This window comes from Limosilactobacillus gastricus PS3 (assembly GCF_000247775.1).
GTDB lineage: Bacteria > Bacillota > Bacilli > Lactobacillales > Lactobacillaceae > Limosilactobacillus > Limosilactobacillus gastricus_A.
The window spans coordinates 1-20,853 of the sequence record NZ_AICN01000045.1 but is presented as its reverse complement, the minus strand read 5'-3'; the positions used below and the strand labels follow the sequence as shown (position 1 = coordinate 20,853).

Annotated in this window: 19 protein-coding genes, 1 pseudogene and 1 riboswitch; of the genes and pseudogenes, 17 read left to right on the top strand and 3 right to left on the bottom strand. The window is 43.7% G+C overall.

Annotated elements, in window-relative coordinates:
* Nucleotides 1–633: 633 nt before the first annotated feature.
* The 3 genes from PS3_RS10780 to PS3_RS05315 all read right to left on the bottom strand — a co-directional run bounded on the left by PS3_RS10780 (nt 634) and on the right by PS3_RS05315 (nt 3,065).
* On the bottom strand, nt 634–756 hold the full coding sequence (locus PS3_RS10780; RefSeq protein WP_268869366.1) for a hypothetical protein: 123 nt from the start codon (nt 754–756) through the stop codon (nt 634–636).
* Nucleotides 757–884: 128 nt separating this feature from the next.
* Nucleotides 885–1,937: a 2,3-butanediol dehydrogenase gene (locus PS3_RS05320; RefSeq protein ID WP_007122282.1), complete on the bottom strand. Its 1,053-nt coding sequence runs from the start codon at nt 1,935–1,937 to the stop codon at nt 885–887.
* Between the two features lie 219 nt (nt 1,938–2,156).
* Nucleotides 2,157–3,065, bottom strand: coding sequence for a LysR family transcriptional regulator (locus PS3_RS05315; RefSeq protein ID WP_040468261.1), 909 nt, complete (start codon nt 3,063–3,065; stop codon nt 2,157–2,159).
* Between the two features lie 110 nt (nt 3,066–3,175).
* Between PS3_RS05315 and PS3_RS05310 the strand changes: the two genes are divergently transcribed.
* From PS3_RS05310 to guaB, 17 genes and pseudogenes are all read left to right on the top strand, one after another.
* The gene (locus PS3_RS05310; RefSeq protein ID WP_007122281.1) at nt 3,176–4,627 is read left to right on the top strand and encodes an FAD-dependent oxidoreductase; all 1,452 of its coding nucleotides are present in this window, start codon (nt 3,176–3,178) and stop codon (nt 4,625–4,627) included.
* Between the two features lie 46 nt (nt 4,628–4,673).
* A riboswitch (FMN riboswitch) is annotated at nt 4,674–4,806 on the top strand.
* A gap of 119 nt (nt 4,807–4,925) precedes the next feature.
* Entirely contained in the window at nt 4,926–5,990 is a 1,065-nt protein-coding gene (ribD, locus tag PS3_RS05305; protein WP_007122280.1) for a bifunctional diaminohydroxyphosphoribosylaminopyrimidine deaminase/5-amino-6-(5-phosphoribosylamino)uracil reductase RibD, read from the top strand.
* A pseudogene (ribE, locus tag PS3_RS05300) lies at nt 5,975–6,582 on the top strand (riboflavin synthase). The gene ribD and the pseudogene ribE overlap by 16 nt, the downstream one beginning before the upstream one ends.
* On the top strand, nt 6,572–7,747 hold the full coding sequence (locus tag PS3_RS05295) for a bifunctional 3,4-dihydroxy-2-butanone-4-phosphate synthase/GTP cyclohydrolase II (RefSeq protein WP_007122279.1): 1,176 nt from the start codon (nt 6,572–6,574) through the stop codon (nt 7,745–7,747). Before ribE ends, PS3_RS05295 begins: the two are co-directional and overlap by 11 nt.
* Nucleotides 7,748–7,758: 11 nt before the next feature.
* Nucleotides 7,759–8,223: a 6,7-dimethyl-8-ribityllumazine synthase gene (ribH, locus tag PS3_RS05290; protein ID WP_007122278.1), complete on the top strand. Its 465-nt coding sequence runs from the start codon at nt 7,759–7,761 to the stop codon at nt 8,221–8,223.
* 172 nt (nt 8,224–8,395) lie between these two features.
* A complete protein-coding gene (locus PS3_RS05285) occupies nt 8,396–9,859 on the top strand; it encodes an ABC transporter substrate-binding protein/permease (RefSeq protein WP_050950852.1) in 1,464 nt (487 codons plus the stop codon).
* Between the two features lie 9 nt (nt 9,860–9,868).
* Nucleotides 9,869–10,612, top strand: coding sequence for an amino acid ABC transporter ATP-binding protein (locus tag PS3_RS05280; RefSeq protein ID WP_007122276.1), 744 nt, complete (start codon nt 9,869–9,871; stop codon nt 10,610–10,612).
* A gap of 255 nt (nt 10,613–10,867) precedes the next feature.
* Nucleotides 10,868–12,220, top strand: a complete 1,353-nt coding sequence (locus tag PS3_RS05275) for an amino acid permease (RefSeq protein WP_007122275.1) — start codon at nt 10,868–10,870, stop codon at nt 12,218–12,220.
* A 399-nt stretch (nt 12,221–12,619) separates the two neighbouring features.
* Nucleotides 12,620–13,822 carry a NupC/NupG family nucleoside CNT transporter gene (locus PS3_RS05270; protein ID WP_007122274.1) on the top strand — a complete coding sequence of 401 codons (1,203 nt, stop codon included), beginning with the start codon at nt 12,620–12,622 and terminating at the stop codon, nt 13,820–13,822.
* 124 nt (nt 13,823–13,946) lie between these two features.
* Nucleotides 13,947–14,861 (top strand): ribonucleoside hydrolase RihC, encoded by a 915-nt coding sequence (gene rihC / locus PS3_RS05265; protein WP_007122273.1) that lies wholly within the window; start codon nt 13,947–13,949, stop codon nt 14,859–14,861.
* A gap of 64 nt (nt 14,862–14,925) precedes the next feature.
* Nucleotides 14,926–15,663, top strand: coding sequence for a 16S rRNA (guanine(527)-N(7))-methyltransferase RsmG (gene rsmG, locus PS3_RS05260; protein WP_040468262.1), 738 nt, complete (start codon nt 14,926–14,928; stop codon nt 15,661–15,663).
* A 10-nt stretch (nt 15,664–15,673) separates the two neighbouring features.
* Nucleotides 15,674–16,627: a ParB/RepB/Spo0J family partition protein gene (locus PS3_RS05255; protein ID WP_007122271.1), complete on the top strand. Its 954-nt coding sequence runs from the start codon at nt 15,674–15,676 to the stop codon at nt 16,625–16,627.
* Nucleotides 16,624–17,448, top strand: a complete 825-nt coding sequence (locus PS3_RS05250) for a ParB/RepB/Spo0J family partition protein (RefSeq protein WP_007122270.1) — start codon at nt 16,624–16,626, stop codon at nt 17,446–17,448. Before PS3_RS05255 ends, PS3_RS05250 begins: the two co-directional genes overlap by 4 nt.
* Nucleotides 17,449–17,463: 15 nt before the next feature.
* The gene (locus tag PS3_RS05245; RefSeq protein ID WP_040468260.1) at nt 17,464–17,658 is read left to right on the top strand and encodes a DUF951 domain-containing protein; all 195 of its coding nucleotides are present in this window, start codon (nt 17,464–17,466) and stop codon (nt 17,656–17,658) included.
* 26 nt (nt 17,659–17,684) lie between these two features.
* The gene (ychF, locus tag PS3_RS05240; RefSeq protein ID WP_007122269.1) at nt 17,685–18,782 is read left to right on the top strand and encodes a redox-regulated ATPase YchF; all 1,098 of its coding nucleotides are present in this window, start codon (nt 17,685–17,687) and stop codon (nt 18,780–18,782) included.
* 18 nt (nt 18,783–18,800) lie between these two features.
* Nucleotides 18,801–19,580, top strand: a complete 780-nt coding sequence (locus tag PS3_RS05235; RefSeq protein ID WP_007122268.1) for a DUF1129 family protein — start codon at nt 18,801–18,803, stop codon at nt 19,578–19,580.
* 172 nt (nt 19,581–19,752) lie between these two features.
* Nucleotides 19,753–20,853, top strand: a 1,101-nt coding sequence (gene guaB / locus PS3_RS05230) for an IMP dehydrogenase (protein ID WP_007122267.1), incomplete at its 3' end; no start/stop codon positions are given.

Here is a 20,853-nt window from a genome sequence, read left to right as displayed (position 1 = left end):
TTTAATGGAAAAGGTTATTTTATTGATGGAAAACAGGTAAGCGAGATGGGGACATTAAAGAAGACGATAATAGAATTATTTATCGATAGTCAAAGAGTGATTAAGGCCTTAAATAAAAAATGAAGACCATCCATTTTAAGGTGAAAATTTAAAAGAAAGAGTAATGGTTCTAATTCCTCGGAAACAGGGATACGATCGGAAATTCAATTTGTGGCCGTTGTTTCCATTGATATTTAACAGTAAATTCATACTCCAAATTATCAAATTGATTTTTAAAGTAATGAAATTAATAGATTTCTATGATACAATTTATCTATGGAGGAAGCATTGTAGTCCATTGGACTTTGATGTACACAAAAGCCCCCCGCTGCGGTGACAGCGAGAGGCTTTTTTTGTGGGCTAAAGTTGTCCGATTTTAATTAGTGCTTGTGGTGATTGTTTAGCCACCAACCAAACCACGTAACAATTAATGCACTAATCAATTGGAGGAAGCATTCTATGTACTCCATTGGTCTCACCCCCTTTCTGTACTCCAAGGGTGACGGACAACTATAATATTTTATCATATGATAATTAAAAATTATATGAATGTTGAAAAATGTAGTGTTAAGGAATTTGTTTTTTACTGCTTAGTTAAGCTTGATCGTGGTTGGAGACATTTAAATAATAGATTAAGAAGAAGGAGTAGTAGTTCGTTGAACTTGCTGTACACAAAAGCCCCCGCTGCTGCAACAGCGAGGGCTTTTTAACTTTCATCTACCTTATCCAAGTAATCAAATGGAAACGCGCTTTGGGTTATTGGATAAGTCAGTAGATGATTCGATGATTATTTTCCCGTTCGTTAAAGGTGTTTTGTAAATTATAAGGAGGAAGGGAAATAGAGATTAGTTATTTAAACCATCGAGATTGACGAGGATCTTTGCTTGAGACTTATCGGTTGTCAAAGCTTCAAAACCGTCCGTAACGATATCGTCTAATGGAATCTCTTTTGTAATAACTGGTTCAACTTGCAGGGATCCTTTGGTAATTAATTCGGCAGTCTCCAGGAAAGTCGCTTGGGAATAGGCAATTGTGGAAGTGATTTTAACCCCAGTGTTCGTTAAAATCATTGGATTGAACTCAATCGGATGACCAAAGATTGATACCAAAGTCATAGTTCCTAATGGTTTAGTAGCTAAAATCGCTTGATTAAAAGTGACTTGAACTCCCGCAACCTCAAAGGAAGCATCGACACCGCCTGGAACTAATTCTTTGATCCGTTGCACCGGATCTTGTTCACCTGAATTAATTGTATCGGTTGCCCCGAGTTCTAAGGCCTTAGCAAGGCGTTGGGGTGATAAATCACAAATAATGATTCGGTTAGCCCCCGCAGCTTTCGCAGCAGCGGCAACCAGACAGCCAATTGGTCCCGCCCCGAAGATCGCAACGTTTTGACCGAAAGTGAGACCATTACGTTTAATGGCTTGGACAGCCACGGCGGCTGGTTCAATTACAGCTCCCAACCGTAATGGAAAATTCTTCGGTAACCGAACGAGGTTATCCTCAGGTATGTTTGCATGAGAGGCAAAGCCACCGTCGGAAGCTAGACCGATAAATGAATAGCCACTGTAAACATCAATGTCACTAGGACGATCGGCGTTGGTAACGGTAGGATTGATGGCAACGTGGTCACCAACCTGATAATTGGTAACCTTTTTTCCAATGCGTTCAATCACCCCAGCAAATTCATGCCCCAAGGTAATGGGGGCCTGTCCACCCAATAGCGGATCGGGACCTTCAGTCGGGACGTAGACCGGGCCTTCCAGGTATTCGTGGAGATCAGTCCCACAAATTCCCGTCCAAGCCACTTTGACGGTCACTTCGTTGTCTTGTAATGGTTTTAAATCGACATCTTTCACGCGAATATCTTTGGCACCATGCCAAACTGCTGCTTTCATACTTAACCTTCTTTCTAAAAAACAGTTTGTGAAATATACATTGTGAAATCAATCAATTATCTTTCTGCTCGAAACTAATTATAAACTGATAAATCAGGATTTCAAGTGACAATCGTTTAAAAGTTGCATTTCACAAACTGGTGATATTTCACAAACTTTGAAGAATAAAGCAATTAAACAGTAAAAATATTTATCAGATGCTAAATATAGCCAAGGAATTCACAATTGAACAAGTGAGCGCAGGCTATTTAGAAATTCACGTAGGGGCCTAGCTTTGTTGCGACGTTGATAAACCACTTGGATCGAATATTTTTGGGTATCAGGATCCTTGAACGGTAAGTACTTAATTTGATTACTTGGTTGAATAAAACGCTGGAATAAGCCGTTAGGGTAGAAAGCAACGTCGCGATTAAGGGCCACCCGAATTTGCATTTGCTCAATCGTTGAAACGCGTTCAGTACTAATCTTTTCTGAAAAATTAATGGCCTGGTTGAATTCATTTTGTAAATAGGATGAACTCTCATACGAGTAGTACAAAACGTTATGGTCTTTCAGATCATCAGGAGTGATTTCTTGGTGTTGAGCCAAAGGGTTAGCGGTACTAACCCCGAGGATCATTTTGTTTTGGTAAATGGTCTGACTAGCGAGACTGTGATTAGTTAATTGCCAATGGGGTCCATAAGCTAAAATATAGGCACAATCCAAAATGCCAATTGAAACATCAGTCAAGAGGTGTTCAATCCCGGCTTCTGATACTTCAAAATTCAGTGATTGTTTAGCTTGAGCTTGGAAACGATTAATATTATCGATCATAATCTGGGATTCAAAGGGCGAGAAATAACCAATTTTAACGGTGTCGAGCGCTTGAAAATGGTGATGCTTAAACTCGTTCTCCACATCTTCTAACCGGTTTAAAATATCTTGGGCATGGGGAACAAATTGATGACCGACATCAGTTAAGCGAATCCGGTTAGAGTCACGTAAAAACAATTTTGTATCTAATTCGGTTTCTAAGTTCAAAATTTGTTTGGAAACGGCGCGCTGGGAAACAAAATTAGCATCCGCCACACGTTGAAAACTACCTAAATGGACAGCTTCAATAAAATATTGCAATTGCTGTTGATTCATGGTTACACCTCCTTTTAGTTCGGCTATATCTAAATTTTAGCATAGTAGAAAACTAAAAAATTTAACTATAATGAACTTGTAAGAGAGTTCACAAACTTGGAGGTGTAAAGATGAGTTTACCAAAAGAAGATCAATATGATGTCGTAGTTGTTGGATCTGGAGCTGCCGGTTTTTCCGCCGGTCTAACGGCCGTTCAAGGCGGGAGTAAAACCCTGGTTCTAGAAAAAGGGCGGACGACGGGTGGTAGTAGTAACTATACGGAAGGTTTATTTGCGGTTAATTCGTCCTTACAAAAGGCGAAGGGGATCAAGGTGTCCGGAACCGAAGTTTTAAAAGAAGAAGTTGAATATTCTCAATATAAAGCCGACGCGCGGATTTGGCGTAACTATGTCGATGGCAGTGCTGAAAACGTTGACTGGCTCCAGGAACAAGGAGTGGAGTTTGAACGGGTTCAAGCCATGGGAGCAGGTGAAGCTACTTGGCACATTTATAAAGGAATGGGCGATGCGGTTATTCACCAAGCATTGCAACCACGCTTTGAAACAGCGGGCGGCGAAGTCGTGACTTCGGCGGCAGCCGTCAATTTAGTTCGGCAAGCTGACCAAACTTTTGTGGTTACAGTCCGTGATGAAGCAAATCAAGATGTTAAAGCAGTCCACGCTCGAGCTGTCATTTTGGCAACCGGGGGCTATCTCAATAATCCAGAGATGATGGCAGAAGAGACTAATTATGATTTGAGTCGCTTAGAAACGGTTTCGTCTGGTAAAGGAACTGGTGATGGATTGCGGATGGCTTGGCAAGTCGGTGCACGGAAGTATGGAACCGGCATGGCCATGCTTTTTGGCGGATACTTAAGTGATCCCGAGACCCCATCCTTCAAATTTATGAGTTCGCAGATGAATGTCGCGGCCGGTCAACAACCGCTCCTGTGGGTGAATGAAAATGGGGAACGGTTTGTCAATGAAGAAGTCGTTTATAACTTCTCTCAGGCCGGTAACGCCCTCTATACCCAGGCGGAAGTTTATAGTATTTTGGACCAAGGCGTGATCGACAAAATGATCACAGAAGGTAATTTTATGGGGCTCGGGGTCTATGTTTTGCGGGGGCAAAAGATGGATACCCTCCAAGAAGAAATTGATGCGGCTGTGGCAGCCGATAAAGCCTTTATCTTTAAGGCTGATTCGATCGAAGAACTGTCTCAAAAGATGGGCCTAGCACAATTACCGGCCACGATTAGTCGGTATAACCGCGATGCCGCTCAAGGTGAAGATCGCGAATTCGGCAAACCAGTTGAATATATGCAACCAGTGACGCAAGGCCCATTCTATGGTTTTAAGTTAAATATTGGTGCCTTTTGTACCATGGGTGGTTTACAAGTGACACCACAAAATGAAGTGCGGGATGAACAAGGTCAAGTTATTCCTGGTCTCTATGCCGTTGGTAATGATGCCGCAGGGTTGACTGGTGATACTTACGGGCCCAATATGCCAGGGACTTGTGTGGGTTACGCCATCTATTCCGGTCGGAATGCCGGTCAGCAAGTTACGGAATATTTACGTTGACATTTGTCAAAAGTTCATTAAGATAAAAAGTAAGTTGAATATGAAAGAAGTTTTTCGGGGCAGGGTGAAAATCCCGACCGACGGTGAGCAGGTTTCCTGTAAGTCCGTGACCCGCATTTTGCGGTTGAACCAGTGCGATTCTGGTACCGACAGTATAGTCTGGATGGGAGAAAAACGAGTGGACTTGATGAATATCATCAGGTTTTTTAGCGACATAACTGCTAGAAAAGTAACCGCTTTCTAAAAACGACCTCGAAGAATTTTCTTCGAGGTTTTTTATTTGGAAAGAGGCGATTAAATGAACGATCAAGCATGGATGGAACGGGCTCTGACAGCTGCTCAGCGAGGCGGTCTAGCGACTTGGCAAAATCCCCAAGTGGGGGCGGTTCTAGTTAAAGATGATCACCTGTTGGCGATTGGCTATCATCATCGTTATGGCGATTATCACGCCGAACGCGATGCCTTAAGTCAGGTGACACCTGATCAAGCTCGAGGTGGGACTCTTTATGTGACTTTGGAACCCTGTAATCACTCGGGAAAGCAACCACCCTGCAGTCATCTGGTTGTGGACTACGGGATTAAACGGGTGGTGGTAGGGCAACTAGATCCTCACCAAATTGTGGCAGGAAAGGGTGTCCAGTATTTACGTGACCATGGGATCCAGGTAACAATCGGGGTTCTTGAACAGGAAGCCCGAGCCATCAATCCCCACTATAACTTTTTCTTCACTCATCAGCGGCCGTGGATAGCGCTTAAACAGGCCGTCACCTTAGATGGAAAAGTGGCCTTGGGGAATGGAAAACGGACAGCCATCACCAATCAAGCAGTCTATGACTGGGTGCATCAAGAACGGGCTCACTATCAAGCGATCCTTGCGGGAAGTCAAACCGTTTTAACCGACAACCCAACCCTAGGGACCACTGCCAAGTTGGAACACCAACCGTGGCGAGTGATCTTGGACCGGCGCGGGCGCTTATTTGAACAAGCGCACCTAAAAATCTGGCAGACCACGGTTTATCCCACCCTCGTTTATACGGAGACGCCAATCTCCTTGACTTTGCCAGGCGTTGAGATTAAGCAATTAGCGGAAGTGACTCCCAAAACGGTCGTTGATGATCTTGCTCAACAAGGCCTGCAATCACTATATGTTGAAGGCGGACCGCAAATTCATAATGCCTTTTATCAGGCAGATTTGTGGGATGAAAGCATCACTTATCTTAGCCCTAAACTGATTGGGGGCCGGGGAGTCACAGCCTTTTCTGGACCTGAACCAGGTCGACTAATGGAATTAGTAAATGTCGAAGTACAGAAATTGGGATCAGATTTACGAATACGAGGAGAACGAAAATGTTTACCAGATTAATTGAAGGAATGGGGACGATCAAAGCAATTGAGCGAGTAGATGAAACCATTACTATGCAAATTACTGCCCCAGCAGAATTATTAGCGACATATCAGATTGGTGATTCGATGGCGATTGATGGGACTTGTCTAACGGCCGTCCAAAAAACTGCCAATGCGATGACAGTGGAGCTGATGCCTGCAACTTATGAACGAACAAGTTTTAAGAATCGAAAAGTTGGTGACCAGGTAAATCTGGAACGGGCCCTTGCTGCTAACGGACGGTTTGAAGGACATTTGGTCTCAGGGCATGTTGATTTTGTATCACAACTGGTGAAGCGACAAGGACACGATAATGCCCTGGAATTAACTTTTTCAATTGATGATCCATATGCTGAGCAGATTATTTCTCAAGGTTCCGTCGCCATTAATGGGGTTAGTTTGACCGTGATGACTAGCGATGGTTATCAATTCACGATCGGCTTAATTCCCCATACGCAGGAAAAACTAATTTAGCATCATTAACAGTCGGCGATCAGGTCAATATTGAGACTGATTTGATGGGGAAGTATTTAATCAATCATTTGAATAGGAGGAAAGAAAATGGACGTTAAGAAGTTTCAAGCCGCTTTATCTTACTTAAAAACAGGTGGGTTAGTTATTGTGACCGATGATGAGAGTCGGGAAGCGGAAGGTGATTTAGTCGGTTTAGGAGCAGTGGTGACCCCTGGAAAAGTCAACTTTATGACTAAGTATGCCCGGGGCTTAATGTGTGCGCCGGTCGGCCCAGAAATCGCCCAGCGGTTAGCCTTGCCACAAATGACCGCTGATAATACCGATCCGTTTGGGACAGCTTTCACTCTTTCGGTTGACCACCGGACAACGACGACCGGGATCTCGGCCTATGATCGAGCGGCGACAATTAAAGCCTTAGCAGATCCGCAAAGTCAACCAGCCGATTTTTATCGACCGGGGCATATCTTCCCATTGACCGCCCAAAAGGACGGGGTATTAGATCGAGACGGGCACACCGAAGCTGCCGTTGATCTAGCACGGTTAGTAGGGTTGTCACCGGTGGCTTATATCTGTGAAATCTTACAAGAAGATGGGCACATGGCTCGTCGACCACGCCTAGTTGAGATGGCAGATGAATATGGGTTACCTTTGCTAACGGTTGCTGATATTCAAACTTATCGGCGTTTGCAGGTTAGTGATGAATTAACGCCTGTCAAACTTCCTACTGCCTATGGTGATTTTAAATTAGTTCCCTTTCCTGATGAAACCTTAGCCTTAACCAAGGGGAACTGGACGGTTGATGAACCAGTCTTAGTGCGTTTGCATTCCGAATGCTTAACTGGCGATGTGTTCGGTTCCAAGCGTTGTGATTGTGGTCCCCAGTTACATGCGGCAATGGAAAAGGTGGCCGAAGTTGGACAAGGCGCCATTATTTATCTCCGTCAAGAAGGTCGGGGCATCGGACTCTTGAATAAATTAAAGGCTTATCATTTGCAAGAAGACGGTATGGATACCGTTGAAGCAAATCAAGCACTGGGTTTTGCTGAAGACGAACGTGATTATCAGGAGGCCGCCCAAATTTTACGGCATTTAGGCATTACTAAGGTCCGGTTGATGACTAATAATCCAGACAAGATTGAACAGTTAAAGGCTGCAGGGATTGAAGTAGTAGAACGCGTGCCCCTAGAGATTCCGCCAACAGCGGCAAATCGTCGGTATTTAAAAACTAAGCAAGAAAAACTACAACACTATTTACATCTATAAGGAGCAAACTTATGACTATTTATGAAGGACACTTTAATGACCAAGACTATCGGATTGCTATTGTAATTTCTCGTTTTAATGAAGCGATTACCAAGCGGCTTTTAGATGGCGCCGTTGATAATTTAGTACGCCATGGAGTAGCAAAAGACCGGATCGATGTGTATTGGGTGCCGGGAGCCTATGAAATTCCCTTTATGGCGAAGAAAGTGGTGCAATCCGAACGCTATGATGGTTTAGTAACTCTAGGTGCAGTGATTCGTGGTGAAACCTCACACTATGATTTAGTGACGAATGGGGTGGCCAACGGGGTCTTAGAATTGAATTTAACCAGTTCAATTCCTGTCACCTTTGGGGTAGTCACCACGGAAAACGTTGATCAAGCCATGCAACGTTCCAGAGTCAAAGCAGGGAATAAGGGTTATGATACGGCCCAAGCCTTACTCGAGATGATTTCTTTAAGCCGTCAATTGGATTAATTTCACGGTAGAAAGGAATTAATAAAAGAAAGTTAAATTATGAATGTAATTAAGATAATTTAATTTAATCGAGAATTTACTTTGAATAACATTAAAAAATCTTAAGCACTTTTAATTAGCTGCCTCCGAGGATTATGATATAAAGCAACTTTATTATTTCCAGGGGGATACAATGAAAAAGCGTTTATTTAAATTAATGTGCGCTAGTTTGCTGACCGTTGCCGGACTTGTGCTTGGCCTCGTTAGCTTCAATTCGGCGACGCCAGCGCATGCGGATGAAGAGACCTACACAATTGGGACGGTGGATAGTTTTGTGCCATTTGAAATTCCAAACAACAAGGGAACCTATAATGGCAAAAATCCTGGGATCGAAATCGAAATGCTGCAACAGATCGCAAAGCATGAACATTTTAAATATAACCTCCGGGTCATGACTTTCGATGCCATGTTGCAAGCCTTAGATGCGAACCAAATTCAAGCAGCCTTTGGGGGCATGAGTGTCACGGATGAACGGAAAGCCAAGATTGACTTCACCACTTCTTACTACAATTCTGGGGTCGTTATGGCCGTAGCTAAAAATAGTAAAATTACCAGCCTAAGCCAATTGCGGGGCAAGACGGTTGACTTAAAATCGGGGACGAGTGGTGCGGAATATGCCACGTCCATTCAAAAGAAATACGGTTTTAAAGTTAAGTACTTTAAGTCTGATAACACCCTCTTTAGTGATGTGGTGAACGGGAATGGGGCCGCAACCTTTAATGATGAGCCGGTTTTGCGTTATGGGATCCGGAATGGGATGAAACTTAAAATCGTGACGAAGGCCGCCAACTCAACCCCAGTGGCCATGGGGGTTAAAAAAGGTGAAAACCAAGAACTCTTGACGAAACTTAATGATGGGATCGCCTGGTTGAAGAAGACGGGGCGGATGCAAAAGATCATTAATAAGTACACCAAGGGTAGTGCTACCAAGACGGACTCGGCTAGTCAACGGACGATTTGGGCCTTAATCAAAAATAATGCAGGGGCCTTGGCCGATGGTCTTTGGATGACGATTGAATTAACGGTTGTCGGATCAATTTGTGCCATGGTCTTCGGCCTTTTACTAGGGGTTATGGGAATTACTGACGGCAAGCTTTGGAGCAGTATTTCCAGCATCATTATTTACATCTTCCGGGGAATTCCGATGATTGTCCTAGCCTTCTTTATCTATATTGGTTTGCCGGCAGTGATTGGGCAAAAGATTCCGCTATTCGTGGCGGGGGTCTTAACCCTAATGCTAGATGAAGGGGCCTACGTAGGGGCGATTGTTAAGGGTGGTTTCCAAGCGGTTGATCGCGGTCAATGGGAAGCAGCCCGGAGTCTAGGTCTGCCCTACTACAAAGCCTTGTTTAAGGTCGTGGCTCCGCAAGGGATTAAGATTATGGTGCCATCTTTAGTTAACCAATTAATTATTACCTTGAAAGATACGTCAATTCTTTCTGCCATTGGGGTGATGGAATTGACCCAAACGGGGACGGTTATTATTTCCCGGAATCTGGAAGGATTTAAGATGTGGTTAATTATTGCGACGATGTATGTCATTATTATTACCGTCTTAACCTGGTTATCTAACTATGTGCAAAGAAAGATGAGGTAAGCTAGTTTTATGGATAATCAATACAAAATTGAAGTTACCGATTTGCATAAGAGTTACGGTGACAACGAAGTTTTAAAGGGCATTAGCCTGCAAGTGAAACCCAGCGAAGTAGTCTGCATGATCGGCCCATCTGGTTCGGGGAAAAGTACCTTTTTACGGTGCTTGAATAAATTGGAAGCCCCGGATAGTGGTCACATCATTATTGATGGTTATGATATTGCTGATCCCAAGACAAATATTGATTTGGTTCGGCAAAATATCGGGATGGTTTTCCAACATTTCAATTTATTCCCCAATATGTCGGTGCTGGAAAACATTACCTTAGCCCCAGTGCAGTTAAAGAAGATGACCAAAGAAGAAGCCAAAACCGCTGCTTTAAAATACCTGGAAATGGTTGGCTTGTCGGATAAAGCGGATGCTAATCCGACTAGCCTATCTGGGGGGCAAAAGCAACGGGTGGCTATTGCGCGTGCCCTGGCAATGAAGCCGGATGTGATGCTGTTTGATGAACCCACTAGTGCTCTGGATCCAGAAATGGTTGGGGACGTCTTAGAAGTCATGCAAGAATTAGCTCGTGAGGGGATGACGATGGTGATCGTGACTCACGAAATGGGCTTTGCCAAGCGGGTTGCTAATCGGGTTATTTTCTTCCATGACGGGGTGATTCGGGAAGAAGGAACTCCGGAAGAAATCTTTGATCATCCGCAACATCCTGATACCCAAAACTTCTTGGAAAAGGTTTTGAACGCCTAGATTTGACATATAGCTTTGGAAAAGTATAATAAATATTTGGAATTAATTGACTAGTTTAACAGAGACCTTGTCAGGAGCTGAAAAGACAAGACTAGTTTATGGCTAATTAAATGGGTGGTTCCGATATCAACCAAGAGGTGAATTAAGCTTAATTAATTCATAAAAATGGGTGGAACCGCGTTATTGACGTCCCTGGTAGCGATACCGGTGGCGTTTTTTATTTTGGTTTCATTAAGCAAGGAGAAGGAGAATCTCATGGAAGAACAAGAACAGAAGTTGTCACGATCGTTGAAGAGTCGGCATATTACAATGATCGCGATCGGTGGGGCGATTGGGACCGGACTTTTCTTAGGGTCTGGGTCAGCTATTCGGACTGCCGGTCCTTCAATCATTTTGACCTATTTGATTGTGGGGATATTTTGTTTCTTTATGATGCGAGCACTGGGAGAATTACTTTTATCAGATACAAGTAAGCATTCCTTTATTGATTTGGTGCGTGATTATTTAGGGGAACAGTTTGAATTTATTGCGGGTTGGACCTATTGGTCGTGTTGGCTTAGTTTAGCCATGGCCGATTTAACGGCAACGGGAATATATTTACAGTATTGGTTTCCGTCACTGCCCCAATGGGTTGGACCGCTGGTCATTATTGTCCTGTTAATGTTGATCAACATGATTAACGTTGGTTGGTTTGGTGAGTTTGAAAGTTGGTTCTCGGCCATTAAGGTGATTGCTATTGTTGCCTTAATTGTGGTTGGAATTGTGATGATTATTTTGCACACGAAAGTTTCAACGGGCTATACTTCATTAACCAATCTCTATTCGCATGGGGGCTTTTTCCCGTTTGGTTTTGGTGGTTTCTTAACCTCATTTCAAATGGTGGTCTTTGCTTTTGTCGGCATTGAAATGGTCGGCTTAACCGCTGGTGAAACCCGAAACCCTCAAAAAGACATTCCCAAGGCAATTAACTCCTTACCAATCCGGATTGGACTCTTTTACATTGGAGCGATGACGGCGATTATGGCCATCTACCCATGGAACCAAATTAAGACAACCTCCAGTCCCTTCGTGCAAGTCTTTGCTGGAATTGGGGTTGCGGGGGCCGCAGGAATCTTAAATTTCGTTGTCTTAACTTCTGCAATGTCGGCGACGAATAGTGCCATCTTTTCAACGAGCCGTTCTTTATATGCTTTGGCAGAGAACCAGCAGGCTCCTAAACAGTATGCTAAGTTAAGTAACAAGGCGGTTCCCAACCGGGCGCTGCAGGTCTCGTCCCTAATTTTATTTATCGTGGTCATTTTAAATTACATTATGCCATCTGGGATTTTTAATATTATCTCAGGAGTATCAACGATTAATTTTGTCTTTGTATGGTTAATCATTTTATGGACCCACCTTGCTTATCGCCGAGTTCATCCAGAAGGGGTGGCGGGTTTTTCAATGCCTTGGTATCCATACACTAGTTGGGCGACGATTATTTTCTTTATTTTTGTTTTGATCATCTTATTATTTATTCCATCAACGCGACCATCATTAATTATTTCGATTATTTTCTTTATCGTCTTATTTATTGGCTACTATGCATTACAGCGCCGAAAGAAAAATTAGGATATAGTTGGTCAAAGTAAGCGTTTTCAGATATAATATAGGTGTGGAAGGACTTGATCGTTACTTGTCCTAATTGAATATGGTTGTACCATATTCACCCCCACATCAACCTATCCAAGAGTCAGAAGGCTATTCCGTCATTAATCATTAGATTACCCTCTCCAAATGATGATTGAACGACGAAAGAAAAGTTGTAGCGGCATAGTCTTTCCATTCAAGTAAGCGGCCATTGCGTGCAATGGTCGTTTTTAGTTAGGACGAAAAACGCGAACATTAAATTGAAATTAGAAAAATTGGTTAAGATTTTACTCAGAGTTATCTTTACTTTTTCTTAATAAATGATAGTATTTAGAGAGGTGAACTACCAAATACCAAGATTAAAAGGAGTATAGATATCTTATGTATTTAGCAATAAATGTCCTTGGCTTGATTGTCTTTTTGGCAATTGGGTTCATTTTCTCAAAGGACCGCAAGCACATTAATTGGAAGGCAATTGCGATCATGGTGGTTTTGAACCTGATTTTAGCTTGGTTCTTAACAAGTTCTGCTGCTGGACGGGCCGGCGTTAAAGCGGCCGCCGATGGATTTACTTGGATTGTTGATATTTCAGCGAAGGGGACTGTGTTCGCCCTTGGTGATTGGTACAATACCAAAAATCTGAACTTTATTTGTTCCTCCCTAATGCCAATCTTAATGATTGTTCCAATGTTTGATATCTTGACTTACTTTGGTATCTTACCTTGGATCATTAAGTGGATTGGTCGCGGCTTGTCATTCTTAACTGGTCAAGCTAAGTTTGAGTCATTCTTCGCCGTGGAAATGATGTTTCTTGGGAACACGGAAGTGCTGGCCATCTCTGGCATGCAATTGCGGAAGATGAGTAAGGAACGGAATCTCTCGATTGCAATGATGTCGATGAGTTGTGTGACAGCTTCCATTCTGGGTTCTTATATTCAAATGATGCCGGGGCAATTTATTTTGACGGCGGTGCCAATTAATATTGTGAATGCTTTGATCTGTACCAGTTTACTCAATCCAGTTCACATTACTCCAGAAGAAGATACCATCGAAAAAGTTGGTAATACTGATGATGGGAAGAAAGAACCATTCTTTAGTTACTTGGGGGATTCAATTTTAGGTGCCGGTCGGTTAATTTTAATCATTATTGCTAACGTCATTGCTTTCGTGGCTTTGGCTGGTTTGATTGATGCAATCCTTGGCTTGTTCTGGAAGCAACTTTCCCTAGAAAGCATTCTTGGGGTTGTTATGTTCCCATTCTCATGGTTAATGGGTCTAAACCCACATGATGCTTGGATCCTTTCCCAAAACATGGGCTTGAAGCTGGTGACGAATGAATTCGTGGTAATGGGTGAAGTGACGAAAGTAATTGGTCAATATCCAGCGCACTTGAAGGCGGTCTTCACGGTCTTCATGACCTCATTTGCTAACTTCTCAACCCTAGGGATGGTTATGGGGGCCTTCAAGGGCTTAGTTGGCCAAGAAGATAATGATTACATTGCTAAGAACTTTGCTTACATGCTACTTTCAGGGGTCTTAGTATCCCTCTTGTCAGCAGCATTTGTTGGACTCTTTGTTTGGTAAACAGTTTAAATAGATCTGAATCCTAGTTACTTGATTCGGATTACACAGTAAACGGCTAGGATTTATCCTAGCCGTTTTTTGTCAAATGATGATATATAAAGGAATATAAATGAGGTGAAAAATCATGACTATTAAAATTATTATGGATACCGACCCCGGAATTGATGATGCTGCTGCTTTAGCCATGGCCTTGAATAATCCAGAGATTGACCTGAAATTAATTACTGCTGTGGCGGGGAACGTGACTGTTGATAAAACGACCGCTAACGCTTTAAAGATTGTGCACTTTTTTAAAAAGGACGTTCCGGTCGCTGCTGGAGCGGCACAACCATTAATCAAGCCGTTTGAAGATGCCGCACGGATTCATGGCGAATCGGGGATGCCGGGTTATGATTTTGGCGATAACTATGGGCAACCAATTGCAAAACCAGCGGTGGAAGCCTTACATGATGCCATTATGGCCGAAGACGAGATTACCTTGGTACCAACAGGATCCTATACGAATATCGCCTTGCTACTGGCAGAATATCCAGAGGTAAAGAGCCATATTAAACAAATCGTTGCCATGGGCGGCTCTATTTCTGGTGGAAATATGACCAGTGTCGCCGAATTTAATGTTTTTACTGACCCAGATGCGGCGTCAATTATGTATCAATCGGGAATTCCGATTGTGACGGTGGGCCTTGATGTCACCCTAAAAGCTCTATTAACGCCGGCAACACAAGCCAAACTTTTATCGTTAGGTGAAACAGGGAAAATGCTCCATGGCTTGATCACCCACTATAATGATGGGGATAATGAGCAGGGGCATCCAATGCACGACGTTAACACGATTTTCTACTTGCTTCATCCGGAGGCGTTCACCACGAAAGATTTGTGGGTCGATATCCAAACTAGTGGACCAGCAATTGGCGCAATGGTTGCTGATGTTCGGGGCGCATATCATGATGGTCAAACTAATGCCAAGGTATGTGTGGATATTGACGCTGAACAATTCAATCAATGGTTCATTGAACAGGTGGAAAAGATTGAATTATAAGCCTTTTTAAGGTAAAGTTAAATGGTGATGTGAAACATAAATGTTTCACGGAAAGGAACCATTAATGACGCCAGAAGAATTTCGCCAAAGCCTTCTTGACCAAGGTATCACGGTTACTGATCAGCAGTTAGCACAATTTGATTACTACTATCATTTTTTAGTGGAAACCAACGAGCATGTCAATTTAACGGCCATTACTGATCGCGAAGAAGTGTACTTAAAACATTTCTATGATTCAATACTCGGGGCAATTGCGCAACCTAAATTACAAACTGAGGCATGGACTTTGTGTGATATTGGAGCCGGTGCAGGTTTTCCTTCCTTGCCGTTAAAGATTTTGTTCCCACAATTAAAGGTAACCATTGTGGATTCATTAAATAAACGGATCAAGTTTTTGCAGGACTTATGTGATCAATTAGGCTTAACCGAGGTCACCCTAGTCCATGACCGGGCGGAAACTTTTAGTGCTAAAAATAGTCCTTATCGAGAACAATATGATTTGGTGACGGCACGGGCGGTAGCGCGCCTGGTGGTGCTCAGTGAACTATGTTTACCAGCTGTCAAAGTTGGTGGTCAATTCATGGCCTATAAGGCAACGGCGGCTCAAGATGAATTGCAAGTAGCCCAGGGGGCGACTAATAAGCTGGGTGGTCAATTAACCGACGTTAAAACCCTGAGTTTACCAAGTCAACCAGCCGAAGAGCGTAATTTTGTCTTAATTAATAAAGTAGCCGCGACTCCTGGTAAGTATCCGCGGCGACCGGGTGTGCCGAATAAAAAACCGTTAGTGAATGTGAAGTAGAGGTTGGGAAATGGCATTTTCAATTTTTAATTTAGGTAAAGATGATGAACATGTTAAAAATCAAGTGGTGGAAGTGCCTTTAAAAGACATTGTGCCCAATCGCTATCAACCACGGAAAGTGTTTGACCGCCAAGCAATTGAGGAGTTGGCGCAAACGATTCGAGAACACGGTCTATTACAGCCGATCATTGTTCGCGAATATGAAGCCGGCAAGTATGAGATCATCGCCGGGGAACGGCGCTTTCGAGCTATGACTTCCCTAAATTGGGAAACGGCCCCAGCGATTGTCGAAAAGATGTCGGATGAGGAAACGGCTTCCTTGGCCTTGATTGAAAATTTACAACGATCCAATTTAAGTCCGGTGGAAGAGGCCCAAGCTTATCGAAAGTTAATGGATCTCAATCATTTGACGCAACGAACCCTGGCAGAAGGCATGGGGAAGAGTCAATCATTTGTGGCGAATAAACTACGCTTGTTACAATTAGCCGAACCTGTCCAAACGGCCATTTTAAATCACCAGATTACGGAACGACATGGGCGGGCCCTCTTGAATTTAAAGCAGGTAGATCAGGCCGCTATGCTGGCTGAAGTCATTAGTCATGAGTGGACGGTACGCCAAACAGAAGATGCGGTGGCGGCTAAACTCGGTCAACCACTGCCGTCGGTAATTCGCGCCCGTAAGCAACGGGAGATTTATGGGATTGGCGCCGATGAGTCGGCGGATGTGACGGCAACGACCGAAGATCCTAAAGTAAATCCAAAGAAAAAAAGCACCCGTCGTACTAATAAGCATGCTCCCAAAATTACTAATGCTCAAAGTGCCGCTAAAGCAATTCAAGCGGCCGTTGATAATCTAAAGGGAACGGGCTATCATACCGAAGTCACGACTCAAGACACCGAGAATGGGGTTCAAGTGATCATTCAAGTTGTTGATCAACCACGGAAACGGGGGCGCCAATCGTGAGCCAGCATGAAGCGGAACGTGTGGTTCAATTACCCTTAAGTCAAATTCGCCCCAATCCCTATCAACCGCGGCAGATATTTGATGAGAAAGCCCTAACGGAATTAGCGACCTCGATTCAAACGACGGGGATTTTTCAGCCGATTATTGTTCGCCAACCGGATCCAGCCTTGACGCGTTATGAAATCATTGCCGGGGAACGGCGATTTCGGGCAACTCAACTCGCGGGCTTAACAACGATTCCAGCGATTGTCCGTGTCCTTAATGATCGCCAGATGATGGAAGTGGCGGTGCTGGAAAATCTTCAACGGGAAAATTTATCACCGATTGAAGAGGCGCAAGCCTATCAAACCTTGATGGAGCGGTTAGATTTAACTCAGGCTCAAGTGGCCCACCTATTAGGGAAAAGTCGGCCTTATATTGCTAATTACTTACGTCTCTTGGGACTTCCAGAAACGGTTAAACAATTAGTTAGCAAACAGGAACTGTCCATGGGGCAAGCCCGGACGCTGTTAGGCTTGAAGAAGCGTTCGCAAATTACCCGCGTTGCTAAAAAAGTGGTCCAAGAAGGATTAACGGTTCGTCAGTTAGAACAATTGGTTGCTAAACTAAATGGTGAACGTCCAACCAAGCCCAAAGCCAAGACCGTGGAGACCTTTTCTCCTTATGCTCGCGAGTTGCAAAATCAACTGGAGAGTCATTTAGGGACGAAGGTTAATTTTTCAGCTAATGATCAGTTGGATCACGGGAAAATAGAAATCTCATACCAGTCAGCGGCTGAATTAGAACGGATTTTAACCGTTTTAGGAATAAGTCTAGATTAAGTTGGAGGAATGATAATGGCTGAATACGCATTACACGATCTCGTTATGATGAAGAAGCAACATCCCTGTGGAACGAATCGTTGGGAGATCATTCGGGTTGGTGCAGATATTAAAATTCAATGTACTGGTTGTGACCATATCGTCATGATGAGTCGGCATGACTTTGATAAACGCATGAAAAAGATTCTTGAGCATGCGCCGGAGAATTAAGTAGGAGAAGAGGAGAAAGACAGACTATGGCTTTAACTGCTGGAATCGTTGGTTTACCCAATGTTGGGAAGTCAACTTTATTTAATGCAATTACTAAAGCAGGGGCCGAAATGGCCAATTACCCTTTTGCAACGATTGATCCCAACGTTGGGATGGTGGAAGTGCCAGATGATCGTTTAGCCCGGATTGACGAACTAATCCCAGCGAAAAAGATTGTTCTGACGACTTTTGAATTTACTGATATTGCGGGGATTGTTAAAGGGGCCAGCAAAGGTGAAGGACTCGGAAACAAGTTCTTAGAAAATATTCGGCAAACAGATGCGATCGTACATGTGGTGCGGGCATTTGATGATGATGACATCACTCATGTGACGGGGAAAGTTGATCCCATTGATGATATTGATACCATTAATCTTGAACTTATCATGGCGGACTTAGACTCGGTTAATAACCGCTTAAGCAAAGTTCAACGGGCAGCCAAAGGGCGTGATAAAGATGCCTTAGCCGAGCTCGCGGTCTTAGAAAAGATCAAACCAGTCTTAGAAGCTGGGCAGAGTGCGCGTACGATTGATTTTAGTGATGAAGAACAACCAATTGTGAAGGGTTTATTCTTATTAACGACCAAGCCGGTGCTTTATGTGGCCAATGTGGCTGAAGACGACATGGCTGATCCAGAAAGTAATCCTTATATTGCTCAGATCCGGGAACACGTTCAAAATGAAGGTGAAGTGATCGGGATTGCTGCCGCCGCCGAAGAAGAGATTGCGGAGATGGATGATGATGAAAAAGCGGACTTTCTTGAAATGGAAGGGGTCACTGAACCTGGGCTAAACCGGTTGATCCGGGCGGCTTATAAATTATTAGGTCTGGAAACCTTCTTCACGGCTGGGGGCAAAGAAACCCGCGCTTGGACCTATCGCAAGGGGACCAAGGCTCCGCAAGCTGCTGGGATCATTCACTCTGACTTTGAACGGGGCTTTATTCGCGCTGAGGTGATGAGTTTTGAGGATTTAGACCAATATGGTTCGCCAGCGGCGGTTAAAGAAGCCGGTCGTTTACGACTCGAAGGAAAAGACTACGTCATGCAAGATGGCGATATTGTGGAATTCCGGTTTAATGTATAGGATAAGGGAGAAAAACTGATGGCAGAACAACCACGAAATGCGGCGGCGGGAGAAAAGCAACGCCAATATAAGAAAACGGAAGTTAAGTCGATTGCCGATCAATTTGAACAGGCCGGCTTAACCCGTAAGAATATCGACTACATGATCCAATTAAATAAGCAATTGGATCTGCAAGGAGCGGATCCCGATGCTAAAGCAACCATGTTAGAGCAAACTGTTATGAAGTTGACGGAGTCCCAGAAACAAGGCACAACCGCTCGGACGTTGCTGGGGACGCCAACTGAATATGCTGATCAACTAATTCATCCGGCTCCTTCAGCCAAACAAGTTGAGCGTTCGGCATCAGGCTTGTTAGCGATTGATAATGCTTTAATGTTCTTTGCAATCTTCACGGTCATGTTTGGAATCATGGGGCTTTCACAACCGAAGTCCTTAGCTTCTAGTAATGGGAATGCCGGGATTGTCTCCATCTTAATTGTTTCGATTGTTGGTGGTTTATTGTTTGGCTATATGACTCGCTTGCTGACTAGTACCAAGGATCCGAAAACGGGGAAACGGACCGGGTATCCACTTTGGTTACGGGCTCTCTTGGTTGTGGTGGCCTTCGTAGTCTGGGTGGCCATTTACGGACTTTCCGCCTTTATTCCAAAGACGATCAATCCAGTCTTAAACGGATGGGTATACATTGTCTTAGCAGTGGTCGCCTTCTTTGGCGATATGTACTTCCGGCGGCGCTACAATGTCGTGGGGGGCTTCATGGGACGGCCAGCTAACCAAGGACAGAACCAACGTAAATAATTTTTTTGAGGATGGTAGGCGCCTAAGTCAGGCAAATACCGTCTTTTTAGTAATTTCCGAACATTAAACTAAAATTTTGATTAGAAATTCGAAAATAGTTGACCTTTCCTTATAAATTGAGTATTGTATGTAACAATAATAAAAAATATAGATTAAAAGGAGCATTAACAACATGTCTAACTGGGAAACTAAGTTTGCAAAGCAAGGATTAACTTTTGATGATGTTTTACTGATTCCAGCCGAAAGTAATGTCTTACCAAATGAAGTTGATTTAAGTGTGCAATTGACCGACAACATTAAGTTGAACCTGCCATTTATCAGTGCCGGGATGGATACGGTAACGGAAAGTTCCATGGCAATTGCGATGGCTTTACAAGGTGGAATGGGTGTAATTCATAAGAATATGTCCATCCAAGGGCAAGCAAGTGAAGTTGCAAATGTTAAAGGGGTTAGCTTAAACCAAAACTTCAATCGGGCGGCCGTTGATTCCCAAAACCGGCTCCTAGTGGCAGCTGCTGTCGGGGTAACTAGTGATACTTTTGATCGGGCCGAAGCCTTATTTAATGCCGGGGCGGATGCCATTGTAATTGATACTGCCCATGGTCATTCTGCGGGGGTTTTACGGAAAATCAAGGAAATTCGCGAACACTTCCCAGATAATACACTGATTGCCGGTAATGTTGCTACTGCTGAAGGCACGCGGGCCCTATTTGAAGCAGGGGTTGACGTGGTCAAAGTAGGGATTGGCCCTGGTTCAATTTGTACTACGCGGGTCGTAGCTGGGGTGGGGGTTCCACAAATTACGGCGATTTATGATGCAGCTAGTGTTGCTCGTGAATATGGCAAGTCAATCATCGCTGATGGTGGAATTAAGTATTCTGGTGATATTGTCAAGGCCCTTGCGGCTGGTGGAAATGCAGTTATGTTAGGATCTATGCTTTCAGGGACAACCGAAGCACCTGGTGACCTATTTGAAGACAACGGTCACAAGTTTAAGTCATACCGGGGAATGGGATCTATTGGTGCCATGGCACAATCCCATGGTTCATCAGATCGTTACTTCCAAGGTGGGGTCAATGAAGCCAACAAGTTAGTCCCAGAAGGAATCGAAGCTCGGGTTGAGTATAAGGGGGACGTAGCGGATGTCGTCTTCCAAATGGTCGGAGGCTTACGTTCTGGAATGGGTTACTGTGGTGCAGAAAATATTCAAAAGTTGATCGATACTGCACAATTTGTTAAGATCACCAATGCTGGTTTGCGGGAATCACATCCA

Bases quoted from the DNA above. Each gene is read 5' to 3' on its own strand.
- PS3_RS05295 (WP_007122279.1), top strand. From the start codon at position 6,572: ATGGACGTTAAGAAGTTTCAAGCCGCTTTATCTTACTTAAAAACAGGT.
- PS3_RS05245 (WP_040468260.1), top strand. From the start codon at position 17,464: ATGGCTGAATACGCATTACACGATCTCGTTATGATGAAGAAGCAACAT.
- ychF (WP_007122269.1), top strand. From the start codon at position 17,685: ATGGCTTTAACTGCTGGAATCGTTGGTTTACCCAATGTTGGGAAGTCA.
- PS3_RS05270 (WP_007122274.1), top strand. From the start codon at position 12,620: ATGTATTTAGCAATAAATGTCCTTGGCTTGATTGTCTTTTTGGCAATT.
- ribH (WP_007122278.1), top strand. From the start codon at position 7,759: ATGACTATTTATGAAGGACACTTTAATGACCAAGACTATCGGATTGCT.
- PS3_RS05285 (WP_050950852.1), top strand. From the start codon at position 8,396: ATGAAAAAGCGTTTATTTAAATTAATGTGCGCTAGTTTGCTGACCGTT.
- PS3_RS05275 (WP_007122275.1), top strand. From the start codon at position 10,868: ATGGAAGAACAAGAACAGAAGTTGTCACGATCGTTGAAGAGTCGGCAT.
- PS3_RS05315 (WP_040468261.1), bottom strand. From the start codon at position 3,065: ATGAATCAACAGCAATTGCAATATTTTATTGAAGCTGTCCATTTAGGT.
- PS3_RS05235 (WP_007122268.1), top strand. From the start codon at position 18,801: ATGGCAGAACAACCACGAAATGCGGCGGCGGGAGAAAAGCAACGCCAA.
- PS3_RS05280 (WP_007122276.1), top strand. From the start codon at position 9,869: ATGGATAATCAATACAAAATTGAAGTTACCGATTTGCATAAGAGTTAC.
- ribD (WP_007122280.1), top strand. From the start codon at position 4,926: ATGAACGATCAAGCATGGATGGAACGGGCTCTGACAGCTGCTCAGCGA.
- PS3_RS05310 (WP_007122281.1), top strand. From the start codon at position 3,176: ATGAGTTTACCAAAAGAAGATCAATATGATGTCGTAGTTGTTGGATCT.
- PS3_RS10780 (WP_268869366.1), bottom strand. From the start codon at position 756: ATGAAAGTTAAAAAGCCCTCGCTGTTGCAGCAGCGGGGGCTTTTGTGT.
- PS3_RS05255 (WP_007122271.1), top strand. From the start codon at position 15,674: ATGGCATTTTCAATTTTTAATTTAGGTAAAGATGATGAACATGTTAAA.
- rihC (WP_007122273.1), top strand. From the start codon at position 13,947: ATGACTATTAAAATTATTATGGATACCGACCCCGGAATTGATGATGCT.
- rsmG (WP_040468262.1), top strand. From the start codon at position 14,926: ATGACGCCAGAAGAATTTCGCCAAAGCCTTCTTGACCAAGGTATCACG.
- PS3_RS05320 (WP_007122282.1), bottom strand. From the start codon at position 1,937: ATGAAAGCAGCAGTTTGGCATGGTGCCAAAGATATTCGCGTGAAAGAT.